18 protein-coding genes and 1 tRNA gene are annotated in these 21612 nt (G+C 58.4%); 2 read left to right on the top strand and 17 right to left on the bottom strand.

The genetic code is table 11. From position 1 onward, the window contains the following. Positions 1-10 precede the first annotated feature (10 nt). From lon to selD, 6 genes are all read right to left on the bottom strand, one after another. Positions 11-2449: an endopeptidase La gene (gene lon, locus G449_RS0105650; RefSeq protein ID WP_022658342.1), complete on the bottom strand. Its 2439-nt coding sequence runs from the start codon at positions 2447-2449 to the stop codon at positions 11-13. 306 nt (positions 2450-2755) lie between these two features. After that, positions 2756-4048: an ATP-dependent Clp protease ATP-binding subunit ClpX gene (gene clpX, locus G449_RS0105655; protein WP_022658343.1), complete on the bottom strand. Its 1293-nt coding sequence runs from the start codon at positions 4046-4048 to the stop codon at positions 2756-2758. 1 nt (position 4049) lies between these two features. Next, positions 4050-4658, bottom strand: coding sequence for an ATP-dependent Clp endopeptidase proteolytic subunit ClpP (gene clpP / locus G449_RS0105660; RefSeq protein ID WP_022658344.1), 609 nt, complete (start codon positions 4656-4658; stop codon positions 4050-4052). Positions 4659-4755: 97 nt separating this feature from the next. Continuing rightward, positions 4756-6099, bottom strand: a complete 1344-nt coding sequence (gene tig, locus G449_RS0105665) for a trigger factor (RefSeq protein WP_022658345.1) — start codon at positions 6097-6099, stop codon at positions 4756-4758. A gap of 28 nt (positions 6100-6127) precedes the next feature. Then, positions 6128-6211, bottom strand: a tRNA-Leu gene (locus tag G449_RS0105670). 246 nt (positions 6212-6457) lie between these two features. Then, on the bottom strand, positions 6458-7516 hold the full coding sequence (selD, locus tag G449_RS0105675; RefSeq protein ID WP_081640477.1) for a selenide, water dikinase SelD: 1059 nt from the start codon (positions 7514-7516) through the stop codon (positions 6458-6460). Between the two features lie 167 nt (positions 7517-7683). On the opposite strand from selD, the gene G449_RS0105680 reads away from it, so the two are divergent. After that, on the top strand, positions 7684-8385 hold the full coding sequence (locus G449_RS0105680; protein WP_022658347.1) for a M15 family metallopeptidase: 702 nt from the start codon (positions 7684-7686) through the stop codon (positions 8383-8385). A gap of 95 nt (positions 8386-8480) precedes the next feature. After that, positions 8481-9350, top strand: a complete 870-nt coding sequence (locus G449_RS0105685) for a formyltransferase family protein (protein WP_022658348.1) — start codon at positions 8481-8483, stop codon at positions 9348-9350. Here the strand turns inward: G449_RS0105685 and G449_RS16145 are convergent. The 11 genes from G449_RS16145 to G449_RS0105740 all read right to left on the bottom strand — a co-directional run bounded on the left by G449_RS16145 (position 9331) and on the right by G449_RS0105740 (position 21582). Continuing rightward, complete coding sequence (locus tag G449_RS16145) at positions 9331-11733, bottom strand: MFS transporter (protein ID WP_022658349.1); 2403 nt, start codon at positions 11731-11733, stop codon at positions 9331-9333. The two genes, G449_RS0105685 and G449_RS16145, sit on opposite strands and share 20 nt — an antisense overlap. Positions 11734-11742: 9 nt before the next feature. Next, the gene (locus G449_RS0105695) at positions 11743-12888 is read right to left on the bottom strand and encodes an ABC transporter substrate binding protein (protein WP_022658350.1); all 1146 of its coding nucleotides are present in this window, start codon (positions 12886-12888) and stop codon (positions 11743-11745) included. A 54-nt stretch (positions 12889-12942) separates the two neighbouring features. Continuing rightward, complete coding sequence (locus G449_RS18410) at positions 12943-13110, bottom strand: hypothetical protein (RefSeq protein WP_159060439.1); 168 nt, start codon at positions 13108-13110, stop codon at positions 12943-12945. A gap of 12 nt (positions 13111-13122) precedes the next feature. Continuing rightward, positions 13123-14433, bottom strand: a complete 1311-nt coding sequence (locus G449_RS17740; RefSeq protein WP_022658352.1) for a prohibitin family protein — start codon at positions 14431-14433, stop codon at positions 13123-13125. Then, on the bottom strand, positions 14430-14921 hold the full coding sequence (locus tag G449_RS0105710; RefSeq protein WP_022658353.1) for a hypothetical protein: 492 nt from the start codon (positions 14919-14921) through the stop codon (positions 14430-14432). The genes G449_RS17740 and G449_RS0105710 overlap by 4 nt, the downstream gene beginning before the upstream one ends. Beyond that, positions 14918-16600, bottom strand: a complete 1683-nt coding sequence (locus G449_RS17745) for an ATP-binding cassette domain-containing protein (RefSeq protein WP_022658354.1) — start codon at positions 16598-16600, stop codon at positions 14918-14920. The genes G449_RS0105710 and G449_RS17745 overlap by 4 nt, the downstream gene beginning before the upstream one ends. A 284-nt stretch (positions 16601-16884) precedes the next feature. Next, positions 16885-17508 carry a YcjF family protein gene (locus G449_RS16160; protein WP_022658355.1) on the bottom strand — a complete coding sequence of 208 codons (624 nt, stop codon included), beginning with the start codon at positions 17506-17508 and terminating at the stop codon, positions 16885-16887. A gap of 40 nt (positions 17509-17548) precedes the next feature. Further along, positions 17549-18682: an ABC transporter substrate-binding protein gene (locus G449_RS0105725; RefSeq protein WP_022658356.1), complete on the bottom strand. Its 1134-nt coding sequence runs from the start codon at positions 18680-18682 to the stop codon at positions 17549-17551. Between the two features lie 281 nt (positions 18683-18963). Continuing rightward, positions 18964-19650, bottom strand: coding sequence for a 4'-phosphopantetheinyl transferase family protein (locus G449_RS17750; protein ID WP_159060440.1), 687 nt, complete (start codon positions 19648-19650; stop codon positions 18964-18966). Positions 19651-19710: 60 nt separating this feature from the next. Further along, complete coding sequence (locus G449_RS0105735; RefSeq protein ID WP_022658358.1) at positions 19711-20436, bottom strand: thioesterase II family protein; 726 nt, start codon at positions 20434-20436, stop codon at positions 19711-19713. Between the two features lie 9 nt (positions 20437-20445). Further along, complete coding sequence (locus tag G449_RS0105740) at positions 20446-21582, bottom strand: KamA family radical SAM protein (RefSeq protein ID WP_022658359.1); 1137 nt, start codon at positions 21580-21582, stop codon at positions 20446-20448. Positions 21583-21612: the final 30 nt, after the last annotated feature.

The following is a 21612-nucleotide window of genomic DNA, read 5'->3' on the forward strand; positions in this document are numbered from 1 at the left end:
TCGCCGTGCGCTACTGCGCAGGCTGATTCTTGTCGTCATCGTGCTTTTCGGGTCGCAGAATGCGGCTGATGGGCAGCGCCGTAGCCCGGCCGGAGAAGATTTCTTCCGCCGTGGCGGCAAGGGCCTGAGGCAGCACTTCATCCACATGGTCAACAAAAACGATCTCCAGGTCGCGCAGCACTTCGTCCGGCACTTCCTTGAGGTCTTTTTCATTATCGCGGGGCATGATCACCTTTTTGATGCCGCTGCGGCGCGCTGCCAGCAGTTTTTCTCGCAGGCCGCCGATGGGCAGCACCCTGCCGCGCAAGGAGATTTCGCCGGTCATGGCTACATCATTGCGCACGGGAATGCCCAGCAGGGCGGAGGTGATGGACGTCGCCAGGGTGATGCCAGCCGAAGGGCCATCCTTGGGCGTTGCGCCAGCAGGCACGTGCACGTGGATATCTATCTTGCGGTGGAAGCGGGGATCAAGGCCCAGCACTTCGGCCCGCGAACGCACATACGAAAGGGCCGCCTTGGCCGATTCCGTCATGACTTCGCCAAGCTGACCAGTGGTCACCACATGTCCAGAACCGCCCATGAGGCTGGTTTCCACCAGCAGAATTTCGCCGCCGCGCTGATTATAGGCAAGACCAGCGCACACCCCGACCTGAGGTTCGCTTTCGCGTTCGTCATGGCGGTATTTTTTTACGCCCAGCATGGAAGGCAGGCTCTGGCGCGAGATGTTGACGCACTTTTCGGTATCATCGTCTTCCACAAGCTTGATGGCGGTCTTGCGGCACAGGGCGGCAATTTCGCGCTCAAGGTTACGCACCCCGGCCTCGCGCGTGTAGGAGCGGATGATCTCGAGAATGGCGTTGTCCGACACGCGGATGTTGCCTTCCTTGAGGCCGTGCTCCTCCAGCTGGCGGGGCAGCAGGAAGCGGCGGGCGATGTGGCGTTTTTCCGTTTCAAGGTAGCTGTTGAGCTCGATGATCTCCATGCGGTCAAGCAGCGGCACAGGGATGGAGTGCAGCGAGTTGGCCGTGGTGATAAAGAAAACCTTGGAAAGATCATACTCCAGATCAAGGTAGTGATCCATGAAGGTATTGTTCTGTTCCGGGTCGAGCACTTCCAGCAGGGCCGAGGCGGGGTCGCCACGGTAGTCGGAGGTCATCTTGTCCACTTCGTCCAGGCAGAAGAGGGGATTGTTGAACTTCACCCGCTTGAGGGACTGGATGATCTTGCCCGGCAGCGCGCCCACATAGGTGCGGCGGTGCCCCCGGATTTCGGCTTCATCGCGCACGCCGCCAAGTGAGAGGCGCACAAAATCGCGCCCGGTGGCGCGGGCCACGGACTTGGCAAGCGAGGTTTTACCCACGCCGGGGGGGCCGACAAAGCAGAGGATGGGGCCTTTGAGCCCCTGGGACAGCTTCTGCACTGCAAGGTATTCCAGAATGCGTTCCTTGGGCTTTTCAAGGCCAAAGTGGTCGCCGTCAAGAATTGCGCGCGCCTTTTCAAGGTTGATGTCTATCTGCTTGAGGTCGTTCCAGGGCAGATCCAGAATCCAGTCCACATAGTTGCGCACAACAGTGTATTCCGCCGCAGAGGGCGGCATGCTGCGCAGCTTTCTGGCTTCGGAGAGCGCCTTTTCGCGCGCTTCTTCCGGCATGTCGCGGGTCTTGAGTTTTTGCTCTATTTCGTCAACTTCGGCCTGGGGGTCGTCATCTCGCCCCATTTCCTTGTTGATGGCCTTGATCTGCTCGTTGAGGTAATATTCACGCTGGTTGCGCTCCATCTGCACCTTGACGCGGTTCTTGATGCGCTTTTCAACCGTGGCAAGGGCCACCTCGCCCTGCAAAAGCTCATAGGCAAGCTCCAGGCGCTGGGTGGCATCGTCGATCTCAAGGGCTTCCTGCTTTTTGCGGTAATCAACCTTGAGATGCGGGATGATGGCATCGGCCAGAGGGCCGATTTCCTGCAAGGCAAGAATGGAGAGCACAGCCTCCTGCGAAATTTTTTTGTTGTTCTTGCCGTATTCTTCAAGCGCCTCGTGCACGGCGCGCACCAGAGCCTCGCGCTCTTCAGGGCGGCTCTGCTTTTCGGCGCGGCGGCGCACGCCCACCATGGTGCACTGCTCGTCTTCGTGCAGGTTTTCCCACGTGGCGCGGTACACGCCTTCAAACAGCACCTTGATGGTGCCGTCGGGCAGGCGCAGCATCTGAAGCACCTTGCTGACCACGCCCACAGGCGAAAGATCCTGAGCATCGGGCTTTTCCAGCTCCGGCTCGCGCTGGGCCACAAGAAATATCTGCTTGCTGTAGGTGGCCTGTGCGGCTTCGATGGCCTTGATGGAGGCCTCGCGCCCCACAAAGAGCGGCATGATGGAGCGGGGGAACATGACCACCTCGCGCAAAGGCATGATGGGCAGTTCAATGTAAGCGTCAGAGCCGCGCATGTCGTCTGTCATAATTCTCCCCTGAAAAAAAAGCCGGACGACGGTCTGCGCCGTCCGGCGGAACTTGGAGCATTTTTCTTTGAAATGGCAGCTTCAGGCGAAGCATTCTGCGCTTGCCCTGCGGCTGGTTGGCCGTTTTGGGGGCGCAAAGGGGTCGCCTTGCAATCATTTCTCAGCGCGGATTTGAGGAAAACCCGCACGGTGCGCCGCAACAATAATGCTGCCAACGCGCCAGCTTTAACCTGCGGGGTCAACCCATTGACGGTACCCCTTTACGTGCCTGCTGCATGGCAGACAGCGCGCAATTCAGGCGGCTGGCTAAGAGGCCTTGTCGCCCCCGGCCTGGGCCTTGGACGTCTCGGCGCTTTCGGCCTTGTCGCCAAACAGCAGCACCGGTTCCTTGCCCTTGTCGATAACAGCCTGATTGATCAGGCATTCGCGCACATTGGGCAGGGAGGGCAGCTTGAACATGATGTCGAGCATGGTGCGTTCCATCACGTTGCGCAGGCCGCGCGCGCCAGTTTTGCGCTCAATGGCCCTGGCGGCAATGGCCTTGAGGGCATTTGGCGTAAAGCGCAGGTCAACATTCTCAAGCTCAAAGAGCTTCTGATACTGGCGCACCAGAGCGTTCTTGGGTTCGGTGAGAATGCGCACCAGATCGGGTTCGTCCAGTTCGTCCACATGGGTGATGATGGGGATACGGCCCACAAATTCGGGGATAAGGCCGAACTTCACCAGATCCTGCGGATGCACCTTGTCGAGCAGTTCGCCAAGGGGCATTTCCTTGCTGGCGCGCACCTTGGCGCCAAAACCCATTGCGCCTCCGCTCATGCGGCCGCCCACGATCTTGTCCAGGCCCACAAAAGCGCCGCCCACGATGAACAGGATGTTGCTCGTGTTCATGCGGATAAATTCCTGCTGGGGGTGCTTGCGCCCGCCCTTGGGAGGAATATTGGCCTCTGTACCTTCAATGATCTTGAGCAGGGCCTGCTGCACGCCTTCGCCGGAGACGTCGCGCGTGATGGAGGGGCCATCGCCCTTGCGGGAAATCTTGTCGATTTCGTCAATATAGATGATGCCCTTGCTGGCGGCTTCCAGATCGTAGTCCGCATTCTGGAGCAGCTGCACCAGGATGTTTTCCACATCTTCGCCCACATAGCCAGCTTCCGTGAGGGTTGTGGCGTCAGCAATGGCAAAGGGCACGCGCAGTACGCGGGCCAAAGTTTTGGCAAGCAGGGTTTTACCGCTGCCCGATGGGCCTACAAGGAGGATGTTGCTTTTTTCAAGCTCAACCTCGTCGCCCAGGGCGCTGGCGTAAAACACACGCTTGTAGTGGTTGTGTACCGCTACAGAAAGGATTTTCTTGGCGTCGTTCTGTCCGATGACATACTGGTCAAGACGATCCTTGATTTCCTGGGGCGAAAGAAGGCGTTCTTCGCTCTCGGGGCTTTCCATCTGGTCGCGGGCGATAATTTCGTTGCAGGCCTTGATGCATTTGTCGCAAATGCTGGCGCCGTCCTGCACGATGAGATTGCGAACCTCAAGCTCAGTGCGCCCGCAAAAGGAGCAGCGCAGGGGTTCGCTCACCGTAGGTTTATCGTTCTTGGCCATATTACTCGCTCTTTTCCTGAGCCATTTCATTGCGCGATACAAGCACGCGGTCAATGATGCCGAGTTCCTTGGCTTCCTCAGGAGTCAAAAAGTTATCGCGTTCGGTAGCTTTGACAATATCCTTGTAGGGACGGCCCGTGTTGTCGGCCAACATGCGGTTGAGGCGTTCCTTGAGGCGCAGCACCTCGCGCGCATGGATTTCAATATCCGTGGCCTGACCCTGAAAACCGCCCGAAGGCTGGTGAATCATGATCTGACTGTTGGGCAAAGCAAAACGCATGCCAGGCTTGCCAGCGGCCAGCAAAAATGCGCCCATGCTGGCGGCGCGGCCCATGCACACAGTCGCCACCGGCGAAGAGATAAAGCGCATGGTGTCATAAACGGCAAGCCCGGCGGTAACAGAGCCGCCGGGGGAATTTATGTAGAGATAGATTTCTTTTTCGGGGTCTTGCGATTCAAGGAACAGTAACTGGGCGCAGATGAGGGAAGCAACGGTATCGTTGACCTCGGAGCCAAGCAAAACGATGCGGTCCTTGAGCAGACGCGAATAGATGTCATAGGCCCGCTCGGAGCGGCCTGTGGTTTCAATAACCATGGGGACAAGCGACATATGAGCCTCTTGGCACGGCGTGTGGGCCGGTTAGGTGCGGTGTTGCCGCAAAATAAAACCAAAAGGCGGCCTTAAGGCCGCCTCCCTTATACTTCAGTTAGTCCTGAGCGCTGGCGGGTGCGCCCGGCGCGGCGTCGCCCTCGGCTGGCGCCTTGGGCTCCACTTCGGTCACCTTGGACTTGGCGTAGATCAGATCCATGGCCTTGTCGGCCAGCATGCGGTCACGCAGCACAAAGATCATGCCCGAGCGTTCATAGCTTTCACGCAGGGTCTTGAAATCTTCGCCAGTACGCATGCTCATCTGGTAAATCTGAGTGTTGACCTCATTGTCGGTAACGTCAAGTGCTTCTTTCTTGGCAACGGAGAGCAGCAGAACCTGCGAGCGGGCCAGTTCGTCAGCCTGGGGCTGCACTTCGGCGCGCAGTTCGTCCATACTCTTGCCAAGGGAATCAATGCTGCGGCCCTGACGTTCGAGGCGGGAGGCCATGTCGCCCAGCAGGGTGCGCACCTGGGTGTCAACAAGGCTGGGCGGCAGTTCAAATTCAACCATCTTCAGCAGACGGTCAAGCAGGGTCTTCTGCGCGGCGCTCTTGTTGAGGTTGGCGCGGCTCTGGGTATAGCTGCCGGTGATGGCTTCGCGCAGCTTTTCCACGCTTTCAAGGCCAACGGTCTTGGCGAGGTCGTCGTTCAGTTCAGGAAGCTTGCGCTCCTTGATGGCGTGCACGCGCACCTTCATGGTGACGGTTTTGCCTGCCAGATCCTTGGCAAGAAAATCTTCGGGGAAGGTGATCTGGCCTTCGCCTTCTTCGCCGTAGCGGATGGTCTTCACCAGGGCTTCAAAATCTTCAAGGGCCTGACGTTCGCCAAGGGCGAGGTCAAAGCTTTCGGCCTTCACGCCTTCCAGTGGCTCGCCGTTTTCAAAGGCGGCAAAGTCGATGGTGGCAACCTGACCGTCCACAGCGGGGCCAGCGCCTTCAACGGGCACAAGCTCGCCACGGTCGCGGCGGATGCGGTCGATAACTTCCTGCACTTCCTTTTCGTCCACGACCACTTTTTCCTGCTCCACTTCCATACCTTCATAAGGAGGAAGGGTGAAGGAGGGCAGCATTTCAAACTCGATGCTGTATTCGTAGCCCTGACCGCGCTCAAAGGTGCCCTTGGCATCCACGTCAACACCTGCGAGGGGCGAAACGTCGAGCTTCTGCATCACGTCGTTGATATGGACGTTAATCAGATCCTGGCGGGCTTCTTCATAAATCTTGTCGCGGAAGCGCTGTTCGATGACCGACGCCGGAACCTTGCCCTTGCGGAAACCGTCCAGCTGCACCGATGTTTTGTACAGCGCCACGGCGCCCATGATGGCTGCTTCCACTTCCTGGGCTTCGGTGGTGATGACGACCTTTTTTCTGACCGGCGAAATGTCTTCTGCGCTATATTCCACGAGGGACTCCTTTTCTTGGTGAGGTAGATGGTGCGAGAGGGGGGACTTGAACCCCCATACCAATGGTGCTGGATTCTAAGTCCAGTGCGTCTACCAATTCCGCCACTCTCGCAAAGCGTGTTTCCATAGCACACTTGCCGGTGGGCTGCAAGCCGTGAGCGGCGCGCCTGATGCCGGGGCTGTGCCGGGCGGGAGGGCGTTAACCGAAAATCTCCGTCATAAATAAGTCGCAATGGCGGTACGGCAAGCATTTTTTTAAAAAAAAACTGGCCGAAATCACCATCCCGGTGCGGAGCACGCGGCGTGGGGACGGCATGCGCCATATGCCCAGCTCAGCCCCGGTCGCGCCCGTGCGGCATCAGCGCAGCACCAGGGCTGCGCCGTCAGGCCTTGGCGCAACAACCTTGCCCACCTCGCAGGCCAGATCACCGCCAGCCAGCAGCATTTCGCGCGCCTGCGGCACCATCTCTGGCGGCACGGCCAGCAGCAGCCCGCCGGAGGTCTGCGCGTCAAAGGCGAGGCTCGTGAGCGCTTCGTCCACGCCATCTTCCACAAGAGTGGAACAGGCCCAATATTTTCTGTTCAGGTGGCTGCCTGCGGGTATAAGCCCATCGCGCGCGTATTCAAGAGCGCGCGGCATGAGGGGCAGGGCCTCGGCATTCAGTACCACGGTAACGCCTGAGGCCAGGGCCATTTCAAGCGCATGCCCGCCAAGGCCAAAGCCTGTTATGTCTGTGGCGGCGGCGATTTTGAGGTCGCGCACAACGCCCCCGGCAACACTGTTGAGGCGGGAGCACCAGCGTGTAACCTCGGCCTCGCTTTCTTCGGCACCGTCCCAGCGGGCCTTGACCGCCGTGGCGAGCACTCCTGTGCCCAGCGGTTTGGTCAGCAGCAGGGTCTGGCCCGGTTTCAGGCCATCGTTGCGGGCCATGTGGGAGGGATCTATGATGCCCGTGACCGCCAGACCATATTTGAGTTCCTCGTCCTGCACCGTGTGACCGCCAGCCAGCACGGCCCCCGCTTCGTTCATGGCGTCAAGGCCGCCGCGCAGGATGTTTTCCAGTATGTGCTGCGGGTCGTCCTCTGCCAGAGCCTGCGGAAAAAAGGCCACGTTCATGGCGCTCCACGGCTGGCCGCCCATGGCGTAGACATCCGAAAGCGCGTTGGCGGCGGCAATACGGCCAAAGGCAAAGGCATCATTGACAATGGGCGCAAGAATATCCACGGTCTGCACCAGGGCGCAGCCAGGGGGAACGGTCAGCACAACGGCGTCTTCGTTCCGGGCGCGACCAGCCAGAACCCTGGCCTCAAGGTCAGGGCGCGTATCGGACGGCAGGCCGCGTAAAAGTCGCTCCAGGGCCCCTGGAGCCAGCTTGGCGGCTCAACCGGCCGCGCGGGCTTTTTCCAGCAGTTTCATGCTGCGCTCCCTGGTAGTTTTGTGTTCATCCGCCAAGTATGCCTTCTTGAAGGTAAAAGGTCAAAATATGACATGTTGACGACAGAACCATTATAATGTGCAATGCCGAACTGGTGTACCGGGTTTTACCGTCAGCGCAGGGTGCTGAAAAAATTAAGGAGACGACCATGATTGCGCGCCGTAAATGCGATCCGCTTCTTTTTTTGCAGATGTTGGTGCTGGCCTTGGGGATGCTGTTTCCTTGGCACGCGCAGGCGGCCATGCACGATGGTTTTGTGCATGTAAGCGACAAATGCCAGAATATTATTCAGGAAATACGCTATTTTTCTTCCTACAACTTTGTGGGAGAGCGCATCAATGGATATCTCGCACCCCGGGCAATCTTGACCGAGCCAGCGGCGAATGCCCTGTGCAAGGCCGCTACGGCTGCGGAAGAGAAGGGCTACACTCTGAAAATTTATGACGCCTACCGCCCCCAGTCGGCAGTGGATCATTTTGTGCGCTGGGGCATGAACGCCGCCGACACGCGCATGAAGGCGATTTTTTACCCGCAGGTAGACAAGGCGCGGGTGTTTGATCTGGGCTATGTTGCCACGCGCTCCGGGCATTCGCGCGGCAGCACGGTAGACCTCACCCTCGTTGACAGGCAGAGCGGCAAAGAAGTGGACATGGGTACCCCCTTTGACTTTTTTGGCGCGGCCTCGCACCACGGGGCCAAGGGGCTGAGCCCGCAGCAGGAGGCCAACCGGGCTGTGCTTCTGGGCCTTATGGAAAATGCCGGGTTCAAGCGCTATGAAGAAGAGTGGTGGCACTACACGCTTAAAAATGAGCCTTACACGGATACCTATTTCAATTTTGCGGTGGAATAAACTGAGGTTCCTCGCATAACTACGGTGGATTTCTTCTTTTCATGCATAACCTTGCGGCGTAGCATGCTGGGCAATGTTCCACGAAAGGATATGCCGTGAAAGTTGTCGTTTGCGCCAAGAAGGATCTTGCAGGATGTGTCGCCCTTAACAGGCTGCTGGCAGCCATTGCCCCTAGGCACGATGTTTTTGTGGTTCTTTCAGATTACGTGCTGGACGCGGAGTGCAGCAATGCCTACGCGGCAAGCCTTGTGGCCCATGAGCGGAACATGGTGCTCGAGCACATTCTGCCCTGGCTGGAAACCCGCTTCGCTCATGGCAGTGCGGCACGGTGCCAGACCTATGCGGGCCTGAAAAAGCGTTACGGCATTGATATGGAGATGTGGGGTCCCATGCGGTCGCCCGCCTCCCGCCAAGCCATGCGCGACCTTGCGCCGGACGTTGTTATCTCCTGCCGCTACGACTACGTTATTCCCACGGAAGTCATAGATATGCCCCGGTTTGGCACCTATGGCATGCATCCCGGCGCGTTGCCTGATCTGCAAGGCCTGTGCAGCCCTTTTCGGGCTATGGAGCATGGCAATGAGCGCTCTGGCTGCACTCTTTTCCACCTTGACGCAGGGCTGGATACCGGCCCCATCGTGGAGATCGGCTGGTGGCCCATCAACTACGACCGCTCCCTGCTGTGGAACTTTGTGCATACCTATTTTGCGGGTATAGACGCCCTGCTGCGCCATCTGCCGGAACTGGAGGCGGGGCGCGAGCTGACAACCCATGTGCAGAGCAGCGAAGGCCGAAAATATTTCAGCTATCCCACCGAAGACGAATTCCGCAGGTTTATCCAGAAGGGCGGGCATATCGTTCTGCCTGAAGATTATCATGAAGTCCTGTCGTGGTTTTTGCCCGGCGGTCTGACTGATCCCGCCATGCCCGAACTGCGGGCGCTGGTCAGTTCGCTGGAGTCCTGAGCCGCCATAGCAGGTGGAACAGCAAGGAAAGCGCGCAGACGATGCCGCCCATGAGCAGTAGCGCGCTGGCTGGAGCCATGACGGTTATGGCAATGCCAAACACCACAGGCCCCGCCACTTGCCCCATGCGTTCCAGGCCACGGTAAATCGAGGCGGTCTTTTCGCGGCCCAGGGTTTGCGCCGAAGCAAGGGTGAGAACGCAGATCATGGATGCCGGAGCAGCAAGGCACTGGGCCAGCCCAAGGGAGATGACCGCAGCGGCGGCTCCAGCCATATTTGTGGCCGTTGCCGCAATGAGCAGCGTAATGCCTGAGAGCAGGCCCGTGAGCGTCAGAAACAGGGATTTGTCTTTTCTGTGATCTATCCATTTGCCAAGCAATGGCCCCGCCGTAATAAAACACAGGCCGTAGAGCATGAATATGCGGCCAATATCCGACTGATCCACATGGGCGTTTGCCAGCCTCAGCGGCAGCAGATAGTGCAAAAATCCGGTCAGGCACATGGCGGCGGGTATGCCCACCAGCCAGAGTATCATGTGCATGCGCGGGTCTTGCAGCAATTGCATGCAGCCTGAAAACATGTGCCCATGCGCGGCGGTCTGCGCACCAGAGTCCTGGCCGACCGCGCTATCGGAACTGCTTGCTGCGGCCTCCGCAGGTTCCTTGCCGAGCATCACGGTGAACAGCGCCAGCAATATTGTGCAAGCCCCGGTCGCCAGCACCGCCTGAAACGAGACATGATCCGCCAGCATGGCCCCCGCTGCGGAGCCGCAGATGCTGCCGGAAAATATGCCAGCGAACACGCTGGTGAGCCCAGCCCCTGCATTGGCCTTGCCCAGGGTGCCGATCTGCCCGGCCATGAGCACAAGGCCAAAGCCGAAGCCTGTGGCAACGCGCCCCAGAATGAGCAGGTGCAGGCTGTTGGCCATGCCGCCCATCATCAGCCCCACAGCCGCAGCCAGAGTGCCTGCGGCAAAGACCTTTCGCCAGCCGTAACGCAACGAAAAGCCGCCGGAAAAGAGCAGGGCAATGCCCGCGCTGACCATCTCTGCCGAGATGGGCAGGCCGATGGCCACATCGCGGCTCAGGCCCATGAACGGTTCATACAATTGGCGGGCCAGCAGCGGAATGAACGATATGCCCATGTCGTAGCCCAAAAAAAATACAAAGCCAGCTGCCCGCAATGCCTGCACGGCGAGGGAGTGGTGGCTGCCCCCAAGGGCGTTCGCCGCAGCATCTGGCGGCAGGTTGCGCTGCGCGATAAGCCCCAGCAGTTTTGAAAGCTCCAGCAACAGCAAAAAGCTGATGAGCAGCGAGGCCCCAAGGTCAAGGGCCAGCGCCGATATGCGGGTTGTGATCGCCTGGGGCTGCACGGCCAGTTGCAGGCGCAGCACCTCCTGCTTTTGGCGGAAGCGGCTGGGCCAGTAGGTGCTCAGTGATTTTTCAACAGTGAGCGTGGTGTCGGGCACGTGCCCGGCAGAGGCTACAGCTTTGCCTTCAGGCGTCAGCAGTTGTGCACCCGCAAGCTCGCTGTTGGCTGCAAGCAGCTGCTCAAGCGCCTGATCCTTGCCGCGCAGGCTGGCAATATCCACGCCCTTATGGATGAGGTATTCAAAATCGCGCCCGGTGCCTTCGGCGAGGATGTCGGCCTTGGTGCGTACGGCCTGTTTGACAAAGGTGTCGAACAGTACCAGCGTGCCGCAGGCGTAGAGCAATTGTGATGTGCCGATGATGACGAGCAGCATTCTGGTCATGCCTGAAAGGCTTGTACCCACCGCGCGTTGCCCGGTCAGCAGGCCAAGACGCCCGGCCAGAATCAGCCCCGCCACAAGGCAGGCCGCTGCCAGCAGCAGGGATGACAGACGCAGAAAATCTTCTGTAGCCGCATTGATGGGCTTGCCGTCAATGTCCACCAGCAGGTGTCCCACAGGTGTTTTGTTGTTCAGGGGAATGCTCAGGCGGTAGCCATCGGCGGTTTTGATTGCGCCTTGCGGGCCGTCTTTGTCTTCGCTGGTTTGGGATGTTGCACCGGAGGGCAACGTGCTATCAGCTTTTGAATCTTGGGCTGGCTGCACATAGAGCGTGGAACCCCTGGCATCAATAATGGTCACACGCTTGATGCCCGCCGCGCTCTGACCCAGTTCCGCCAGCATTTCGTCCATTCCGGCGAACGAAGCCAGCGGCTTGCCAAAGCGCATGCCGCGTTCAATATCGCGGGCCAGACGTTCAGCACCGCTGCGATAGCCGGAAAGCACCATGTCGGTTGCCAGCGTATTCAGCGTGGAAACCGAGAGCAGCACGTTGAAGCCCAGAGTGACCAGCAGAACTCCAAGCCCGAGCAGCAGGGCATTGATGCGCAGTTTGCGCGTGGCGCGGATAAGCACGGAAAATCCTTAGGGTGTACCGGGGTGCGGCTGGCTGATGGTTTCGTGCAGTTCGTCCGCCGTTACCAGCACGTCAAAGGGAAAGTCAAAGCCGATGGCCTTGGCGGTGCCAAGGTTCAGGGCAATGGAAGGTTCGGACTGGTCAAGCATGGGCAGGGTGCGCGGCTGCGTGCCACTGAGTATAGCGTGGGCCTGCCCGGCAAGAGCTATGCCGCTGGGGCCGAAATTCCAGGTGGAAAAGCCCATGAGCGCTCCGGATTTGACATATTCCGACCCGTCACGCGCAAAGGTGGGGATCTTCCACTGATTCAGTTTTTGCAACAGCGGGGCCATGCCCTCGCCGCCGATATCAAAGCAGTTCAGCGGGCCGATAAAGAAGGCGTCCATGCCCTGTTTATGCAGTTCATCCAGCCCCTTGCGGCATTCTTCAGCACTTTCGGTGGAGGAGAGGCCATCGTAGAGCACAAGGGAAAATCCCAGCTCCGAGGCAATGGCCTGGGCATCGCCAAGTGCCGCGTAGACGCGGCCTTCCTGACTGTTCTGGAACATGATGCCCATTTTGTGAAAGCGCACCACATCGTAAAAAACGCGGAACATGGAAGACCAGCGGTCAACCTCCACCCGGCAGGTGAAGTTGTCCACGCCGGAATCTTGCGCGCTTTTGACAACCCCGGCAGCCACAGGGTCAGCCATGCCCATGCCCAGAATGGGCAAACGGCCATCGTTGACGGCCAGCAGCGCCTTGACCGCCGCCGTGCCCATGCCCACCACTAGGTCGAGATCCTTGCGCTGCAAAAGCTGTTTTGCCATTTCAGGCAGGCGGCGCATCTGCGCTGGTTCCCAGCCGGGGCTGAAGCGCGCGTCAGATGGGTATTCGCAGCGTATGTCGTCATACTTGCCCATACCATCGCGAAAGGCGCTCCAGGTGTTGTCAAACAGCCAGAACGGCCCGGCCTCGAGATAGCCGATGCGTTTTACAGGCGGATTGGCGCAGGCGGGCTGGCAGAAGACGAAAAACAAGCCGCCCAGAAAAAGCATGGCAAGAATCAGCGTGGCGATGCGGGGAAAAAGAGCGGTTGCATGGGGGCATTGCGCCTGGTTTTTCTGCGGGCGCAGCAAAGGGCATGGGCCATTGGCTGTAATTGGAAAAAGCATGCCTACTGCGCCGCGTGAAAGAGTGTGTTCATCAGAACCGTATTCCTATGCAGCCTAGCAGCCCTTGGGCTTTTTGGGGTTCGAGGCGAGGACAAGCAGCAGCCCCACCAGGGGGGTCAGCAGAACACTGGCAAAAAAGTTACCCCAGAATCCCAGCCGGGAATTGATGCCCAAAAGCCCGATCAGCAGGCTCATGCCCAGTATGAGAGCGAACAATAGCACAGCGGGCCTCCCTTACTGTCTGACAGCGCCGCCACGGTGCGGTTGCAGCAGTGTTTTATTCAACCTCTGGATGTAATCCGATACATTTTCTCCGGGGGCGATCCAGCCTGCCCCGGTGGGGGCTTGGGCGTCGGCAGACGCGGCAGAATCCTGCTTTGCGGAGTCGTTACGCGGCCCGTACTTCGGCGCATACTGCGCCCCTGATTGGGAATCGTACTGAATTTGGGGGCGCAGGCCGGAATGGGAATTGGGGCGGAACGGGGGCGTTCTGCCGGATTCTGGCCGCATCTGCCCTGGCTGATTTTGGCCAGGCCGCATATCCTCGGGCCGCTTCTGGTCTGGGCTGACCGAATCTGTTCCCGACATATCTGGTTTGGCAGGCGTCTGCTGGGTGCCCTGCGCGGGAGCCTTGGGGGCCGCCCCCTGATTGCCCGTTTTGCCAGCGTTTGCAGTATCTGGCGCGGCTGCGCCTGTGGGCGAATCTGCATTGAGAATAACAGGTAGGCCGTCCTTGCCGCCGATCACTACCACCTTGGCGTTGGACGACGTGGCAAGCTCCTTGGTGGCCTGAATGCCTTCATAGCGCAAGAAGTTCTGCGTCATGTTCTCGTTGACAAGCGCCTGGTAGGCCTTGATGCCTTCGCCTTCAATTGTCTTGCGGCGGGCCTCCTGCTGGGCTTCAAGCAGAATGTACTTGTAGCGCAGGTAGTCCTGTTCCGCTATGAGCTTGCGTTCAATGGCCTCGCGCAGCACTTCGGGCAGAGTGATGCTTTTGACCACAAAACCCTGAATAAGAACGGGGATGCGCCCCATTTCTTCCACTGCGTCCACCAGCATCTGGTCTTGCAGTTCCTGCCGCGCGGTGGAGTAGAGGTCGTCTGGCCGATAGCTGCCGATTGTTTGCCGCACTGCGGAATTCATGATGGGAATGACGACCTTGTCGCGGTAGTTCGGCCCGATCTCCTGATGCAGGTTGGGCAGGCGGTCGCGGATGATCTGAAAACGCAACGAAATCTGCACATTGATGGTCAGGCCGTCCACGGTCAGCACATCAATGTTCTGGGTTTCTTCCTGCACGCGCACATCATAGATATACATGATGTTCCACGGCTGGATGAAATGTATGCCTTCCTCGTAGGTGTGCTGCAACTGTGTGCCGCCGCGAAAGCGCGCGTACAGAACGCCCAGCTCGCCGGGCTTGATGGAAATGACAATACTCGGCCAGAGAAACAGGAGCAGCAGCGTTGCGACAACGCCCGCGACTATGATCCGCAGGCGATTGCGGCGCACCATTTCCCGTATGTTTGCACAGACGCTTTTCATTGATCCAACCGATAGGTTTGCTGTGTATATTGCGCGGAGCCGCGCCAGAACATATCAAGCGTATAGTCTATGCACTGCCTTTCAAACAGAATGCAGCGTTCTTTGTCGTCTTCCGTCTGGCCCATACAGATATTGTAAAGAATGGGGCACATATCAACATTGAGCACAAATTCGCCAAGATTGGGGCGCGAATGGATTCCCTTGCGGGCGTGGTGCACGAGGCTCTTGACGTATTTGTTATTGCAAACCTGAATGCGCTGCCCGTAATCGTGGTTTTCTTCGTAGCATTTCAACCTGTTCTGAATGGTCTGCATGTTCTCCGCAGCATTCACTTCAGAGGGCAGGGTGTCGCGCACATTGTTGTACAGTTCGCGCACAAACTGGATGTTTGTATTGCCTGTAAGGTCTTTGGCCTCTGCCTTGGGCGTGGCGCACAGGCACAGCAGGGCCGTCAGGAAGAGGGCAGGCCGCAGAAAATGGCCGGTCATGCCTGCGCCCCTTCGCCTGCGGGTTCTTCCACAAAGCCGCCTTCGCGCATGGTCAGCACCCTGTCGGCCACATGGAAGTAGCGGTCGTCATGGGATATGGCCAGGATGGTGCCGCCCTGACGGATGATGTCAGGCAGCAGTTCTTCGTAAAAATAGCGGCGGAAAACAGGGTCGAAATCTGCGGCCACTTCGTCAAACAGGTAGATATGGCGCTTTTCAAGCAGCGCGCAGGCCAGGGCAAGGCGTTTGCGCTGCCCGGCGGAGAGATCAAGCGTGGAAAACGTGCCGTCTTCCAGCAGGCTCACCTTGGTTTCCATGTGCAGGGTGCGCAGCACGTCCGTGAGCTGGGCCGGGGTGATGTTCAGGCCGAGGGGGCGGGAAAACAGGTGATAGTCTGTAGGCACAATGGTGAAGAGGTTGCGGTAGGATTCCATGTTAACGTCGGAAAGCATGACGGTGTTCAGGAACATTTCTCCGCTCTCGGGCGCATACAGCCCGGCCAGCACCTTCATGAAGGTGGACTTGCCCGAACCGTTGCCGCCGCGAATAAACACCAGCTCGCCCTTGCGCAGCTCAAAGCTGTCTACGGTAATGCCAAAAAGCCGCATGCCGTTGCGGTCATGGTAGTCAAAACGCACATCGTGCAGGGCAATGGAATCAAAAGATGGCACTATGGGGTCGGCCTGCTGCCATCGCGCCTTGACGCCTGCGTTTTCAAAGGGCTCTGTCACTGCGTCTATCTGCGCTTCCACGGCTGCAAGTTCCTGCAGGCTCATTTCTACCTTTGCCATCATGGGCACTGACGTAATCAGGCTTATGAGCGGGCTCAGACTGAACATGCACAGCACCAGCAGCGAGGAGGTTTCCGACGTTTCGAGGTTCAGAATCTTGGGCATGATAAAAAGTATCAGCCCCAGAATCAGCAGATTGAACATGGCAAAAAATGATATGCCAAGGGCGTGTCTGTGCTCGGTAGCATCGCGGGCTTCTGATGCCACAGAAAGATCAGGGATGATCTGTTCGCCAAACAGCGCCGTAGTTTTGGGCTTGTGCATCTTGAGCTGCTGCAGCCCGGCGTAGAGATCGCGCAGGCCTGCGCAAAAGCGCTGGTCGGCCTGCATGGCTGGCCCCATGTGGGCATGCACCTTGTTGATAAGGTGCAGAAAAATCCAGAACCCCATAGCAAGAAAAAGAAAAACACCCAGCGTACCGGGAATGGAGACAGTCGCCATCTTGGCAAAAGAGAGCACCACCATCACCGTGTTGGCCGAGGCCGCCACCAGCATGCGGGCCGCTTCAACAACCATTTCGCGTCCGTCAAGCAGGGCGGATTGGATACGGTTTTTGTCCAGCTTTTCATATTCCAGCAGGGAAACGCCGCGCAGCTTGGCGGCAATGCGCATGCGCCATTCCATGATGCCGCGCAGGGCAATCTGCGCCGAGCGCCCTGTGATGTAGCGGAAGAGAAAATAAAAGGAGGCGAGGCTCACCATGAAAGCAAGAAAGGTGCTGAATTCCAGCCCGTCTTCAGAAAGCTGCTGCAAGCCCTGAAGCACCGAAAAAACGGCAAGCCCTTGCATTATGCCTGAGCCGAGGCACGCGGCGGCAATTTTTTTGCCTTCCTCGCCGGCCTGTTCCCACAGAAGTTTCAGAAAAAGCGATTCTTTCAGTTGCAGCATGTGGTTCTGTGGCCCCGGTGTTCAGGTGCGCCGCGCATTACAGCATGCCCGACGGTCTTGTATGCGCCCCTTTGCAGTGCAGGGACTCTGGCTAATCAATCGTCAACGCTGCCTCAGCGGCCAGCCTCGGCCTTTGCCAAGGCCTGGGATTTATGCTCTGGCGGCCAATTTTGGCATACGCGCGGCTGTGAGCGGCGGGCGTAATAGCCAACACTTCCGTAAGGGCCAGTTGCCTGGCCCATACGGAAGGCTCCGATTCCCGAAACCGTCAGAGATCGCCGATATTAGGCCGCGTCTGTGCCCGCTTCTTTGGCGGGGGCTTCAGCGGCGGCTTCGTTCTTGGTTTCTTTTTTCATCTTGTTCTTGATCTTGCCGACGAAGGTTTTGCCTTCTTCAACCTTTTCCTTGAAGTAGGTCTTGGCTTCTTCGGCATTGAAATCAATCAGGTTGCCGCCCTTTCTGAAATGGCGGTCAAAAACCCAGCCAAGGGCATAGGTGCTGGCACCGCCCATGATACTGATGGTGGCCGCGCCCGCGGTGAAGCCAATGACCGGAATGCTTTTCAGCAGCGAGGCGGCCAGGGGCACGCTTGCCGTGGTCAGCAGGCCGCCGCACAGCGAAGAAATGATGGATTTGACGCGTTCCTTTTTGAATTCAACGCCGTGGGCCTGGGCCAGCGCGTGAATAAGCTCAATCTGGAGGGCGGAGAGGCCCAGAAAATCTACAAGGGGCACCGGCACAAAACCAAGGCCGATAGCGCCGTACACACGCTTGCGGATGATGGCGTCCACCACTTCTTCCGAAGGGCAGGCGCGTTCGCACGTTTCCGTTTCAGCAGTGGTTTCGGCCTGGCAGGCCATCTGATCTTCAACGCCGTCGACCTTGTTTTCCAACGTATCTTTTGTCATGTGCAACCTCGTTGTGACCGGTTTCAGGGTTACGGGAATTCTATTGGGTAACGGCCGTTTTATCAACGCCCGCCAGTGTGACGTCAAAGAGTTCGTCTGCCGAAATGAGCAGAATCAGCGGCAGATCCATGCCCATCTTCTGGGCAGTCACCAGATTCAGCGCAATCTTGGGCGTGTAGGCCGCTGTTTCAAGCTGGGTATTGGGCGGCAACAGGCCAAGCTGGGCGGCAATATGGTCAGCATAAAATTTGCCAAGAGGAACATAATCAAGGGTCGAAAGCCCCATCAGCGCGCCCCTGCGCACATGCACGCTGCCGTCGCGCGCAAAGGTCTTGATGTGGTGGGCGTTGAGCGTGTCAAAGATGGCCTGAGGATTGGCCTGCGTCCAGTCAAAGCAGTTGAGGGCCGAAATGTAAAAGGCATCCACGCCAGCGGTCAGCAGCCTGTCCACGCCCCTGGTACACGATTCCATGCTCTCCGCCTTGTCCAGAAAGGGGTATTCCACAAGGGTAAAGCCACGCTCGCGCGCAACTTCGCGCGCTTCCCGCACGTTGGAGTATGAAAGGCCCTCGGGGCTGTCGTGATACATGATGCCAAGGCGAAGAAAGGGCAGCGCCTCATGAAACAGGGCAAAGACCTTGAACCATTTGTCCTTGGTGTAGCGGATGGTCAGGTTGGCGGCGCCCTTGCCGGTGGCGCGGTCCACAATGCCAGCGCCCGCCGGGTCGGCGACGTCAACGCTCATGATGGGCGTTTTGCCGTTGTTTTCAGCCAGCAGGGCCTTGGTGGCCTCTGTTCCCATACTGATGATGACATCGATATCCGGATTTTGCATCAGTTTGCGGGCCTCAGCGCGGTAAACGCTCTCAGAGGCATCCCAGCCGGGGCTGATGTACAGTTCGTCCGGCAGGGTGATTCGGTCGGCAACCCCGCGTTGCCTCAGGGCCTTGATGATTTCTTTTTGCAGCAGGGTAAATTCCCAGTACGGCCCGGCTTCAAAATAGGCTGCAACCTTGGGGCGCGAGGGCTTGGGCTGGGCTTGTGCCGGGGCTGGCGCTGCCATCTGTTCCACAGGCGCGCGGGGGGGGGCTGCCTGCACATTTGCGCACAGGCATACTGCGCAGCAAAGTGCTGCGGCAAGTGCGGGGAAGAACGATCCGAGGCTGCTGCTCATGGAACAAAATACCCTATGATGCGTTCTTGGTGACACAGAGTGTCCGCCGCTCGGCGGTTCTACCCCAAAACTGGAGTGGAGTTCTTCCAAAATCCGTGCAGAGCAGACAAACGTTTTTTTATGGTAATCTGCGCTATTGGCGGCGTTGGGCCATCCGGAATTTCACACGGGCGCAAAACCATGCGCGCATGTTTCAACATATCAGAGGAAAAGCGGTATCGTCCACATGAATTTGGGGCGCGCATCGGCATTTCTGCATGTTTTTTGGCGGGTTGCAGGGATCAACAGGCAAGGTGGACCACGACGTTCAGGCAGGGGCTATGGGCCGCAACGCTGCACTGGTAACCATCTGTTGTTCTGATGTCGCGGCTTGTCCACTGCCCGCCACCCTCAAGCATTGCAGCCATGCCGTGAACAGCATTTGCAGTGAAGGATGCTATCCAGCCGCTCTCTTGCGGCCCGGTGTGCACGCTGAAGCTTTGCAAGGGCATGCTCAGGCCCATGCCCACAGCCTTGATTACGGCCTCCTTGCGCGTCCAGCAGCGGTAAAAGGCCGCTTGCAGTTCCCCAGGGGGCAGGGACAGCAGGTCTTTTTGCTCCTGCGGATGCAGCTGGCTGGTCAGCTCCGCCGCATCGGGCAGAGGGCGCATCCTTTCCACATCAATGCCCACGCTTGCGCAGCGGCAAAGGGCCACCCACACCATGCTGCCCGAATGGCTGATGGAAAAATCAGCGGATATTCCGGGGCAAAAGGGCTTGCCGTAAGGGGAGCGGGCAAACTCTGCGGCACTGTTCTGCCCAAAGGCGGCGAGCAGCAAACGCCGCGCCAAAGCTCTGCCTGCCAGATGCCGCGCCGCATCTTCTATGCGTACGTAGCGCCCGGCCTCCTGCTGCTCCTGCGGGGAGGTGTGGGGCGCGCACAGGCTGGGCCAGTCCGCAATATTCTCAAGCTCCAGGCCAACGCACAAAATGGATTTTTCCGGGGCGGACGGCGCGCGCCAATTGCAAAAACGTTGCGCCAGCACCGCCTAATCCGTTGTTTGAAGGGTGCGGGTCATGTGGTCTGCCAGTTCCTGCCAGTGGTCCTGAACGTAAAAATGGCCGCCGCTGAAGGTGCGTACCGTGCATTGCGCGTCTGTCAGGTTTTGCCACTGCAGGGCGTCAGCCTCGGTAACGAGGTCATGGCTGCCGATGGTGGTGTGGATAGGCAAGGGCAATGGGCTGTAGGGGGCGGGCTGCCAGCCCTCGATGGCCATAAAATCAGCGCGGAGCACAGGTTCAAGGTAGTTTCTGAAATCCTGCGACTGCGCAATCTCGGGCGGGATGCCGCCCATGCGGGCTACGTAGTCCCACAGCGCGCCTGGGGGAAGCTGATCAACAGGGCGTGAAATCCCGGTGCGCATCAGCCCTGGCGTGGTGGCGGACGAAATGAACAGGGCCATGGGCAGGGGCAATGCCGCATCGCAGGCGAACCGCGCGCAAAGAAAGGCCAGCAGGCCGCCCATGCTGTGACCAAAAAGGGCATAAGGGCCAGTGTGGGCGGCGGGGCGTATCTGCTCCAGCAGGTCGCGCCCCATGCTTTCCATGTTGGTAAGCAGCCGCTCCCGGCAGCGGCGGCCTTTGCCTGGCAGCTCCAGAGGTCTTATGGTGATCCATGCCGGAAAAAGCTCGTTGAACCTCGCATAAAAGGCGGTATTGCCTCCGGCGTGAGGAATGCAGAAAAGTGTTGTAGCCGTGTGTTGCATGTGTTGCATGTGTTGCGCCTACAGTTCAACCCATCCGGCATCGTCATCAAGTTTTTGGATGATGATGCGCGAGGCCTGTTCTTCGTGTCCAATGCGGGCATGCATCTGCTTGAGAACAATATTGCCCTCGCTGATGCCGCAGATTTCCAGTTTGCCGATGTCATGACCAATTATGTACTTGAAGCGCTTGCCATAGCCGCTGAGTTGCGCCTTGGCCTTGTCCACAATGGCAATGCCCTGCTTGAGAGGCAGTTGAAAATGGTGCCGTACCCGCGAAACAGGCATACATTGATACAGATAATAGGGGTTCACCCCAATGGAAAGCAGGCTGTTCATCAGTTCGGCAATGTCTTCTGCTCTGTCGTTGACGCCGCGCAGCAACACCGCCTGATTGTTGATGGTGGCCCCGCACAGACGCAGTCTTTTGATGGCCTCGGCCGAGGTGAGCGTGATCTCGCGCGCATGATTGTAGTGCGTGGCAATGTACAGAGCCTTGCGCTCGGCAAAGGCGCGCAGGGCATCCATGAGGGCATCGTCAAAGATACGTAGCGGATAGGTGACCGGAATGCGCGTGCCTATGCGCACAAAATCCACATGGTCGATCTCGGCCAGCCCCTCCAGCATTTTTTGCAGCACCGGGGTTGCCAGCGTCAGCGGATCGCCACCGGAAAGAATGACGTTGTTGATCTTTGGATGGTCGGCAATGTATTGCAGCGCCCCGGCAAAGTTGCGCAAGGTCTGCTGGTTGGAGTGCCCTACAATGCGGCGGCGAAAGCAGTGGCGGCAGTGCATGGCGCAGCATTCTGTTGTGACCAGCAGCGCAGTGCAGGCGTATTTATGCAGTACGCCATTGCCCTTGTCGTGCTTGTCATCACCATAGGGGTCGGCAGTGGTCGCGCCCATGGATCCGGCAACCACCAGTTCTTCCGCATCAGGAAAGCACATACGGCGTATGGGATCGCTGGGATCGTTTTTATCTATAAGGCTCAGATAATAGCGGGGAATGTTGACCGGGTGCACCTTGGCGACTTCACGAAGTGTTGCTTCCTCTTGTGGACTGAAGGTAGCGTATTGCTTCAACTGGTCGATGGTGACGACATTGTTGGCAAGTTCCTTTTTCCAGTCAAGGCATTTCCAGCAAGGTTCAGCGTCCATTATTCCGGCCTCGGTTTGCGGATGGATTTC

It is taken from the genome of Desulfovibrio desulfuricans DSM 642 (genome assembly GCF_000420465.1).
Classification (GTDB): Bacteria; Desulfobacterota; Desulfovibrionia; order Desulfovibrionales; family Desulfovibrionaceae; genus Desulfovibrio; species Desulfovibrio desulfuricans.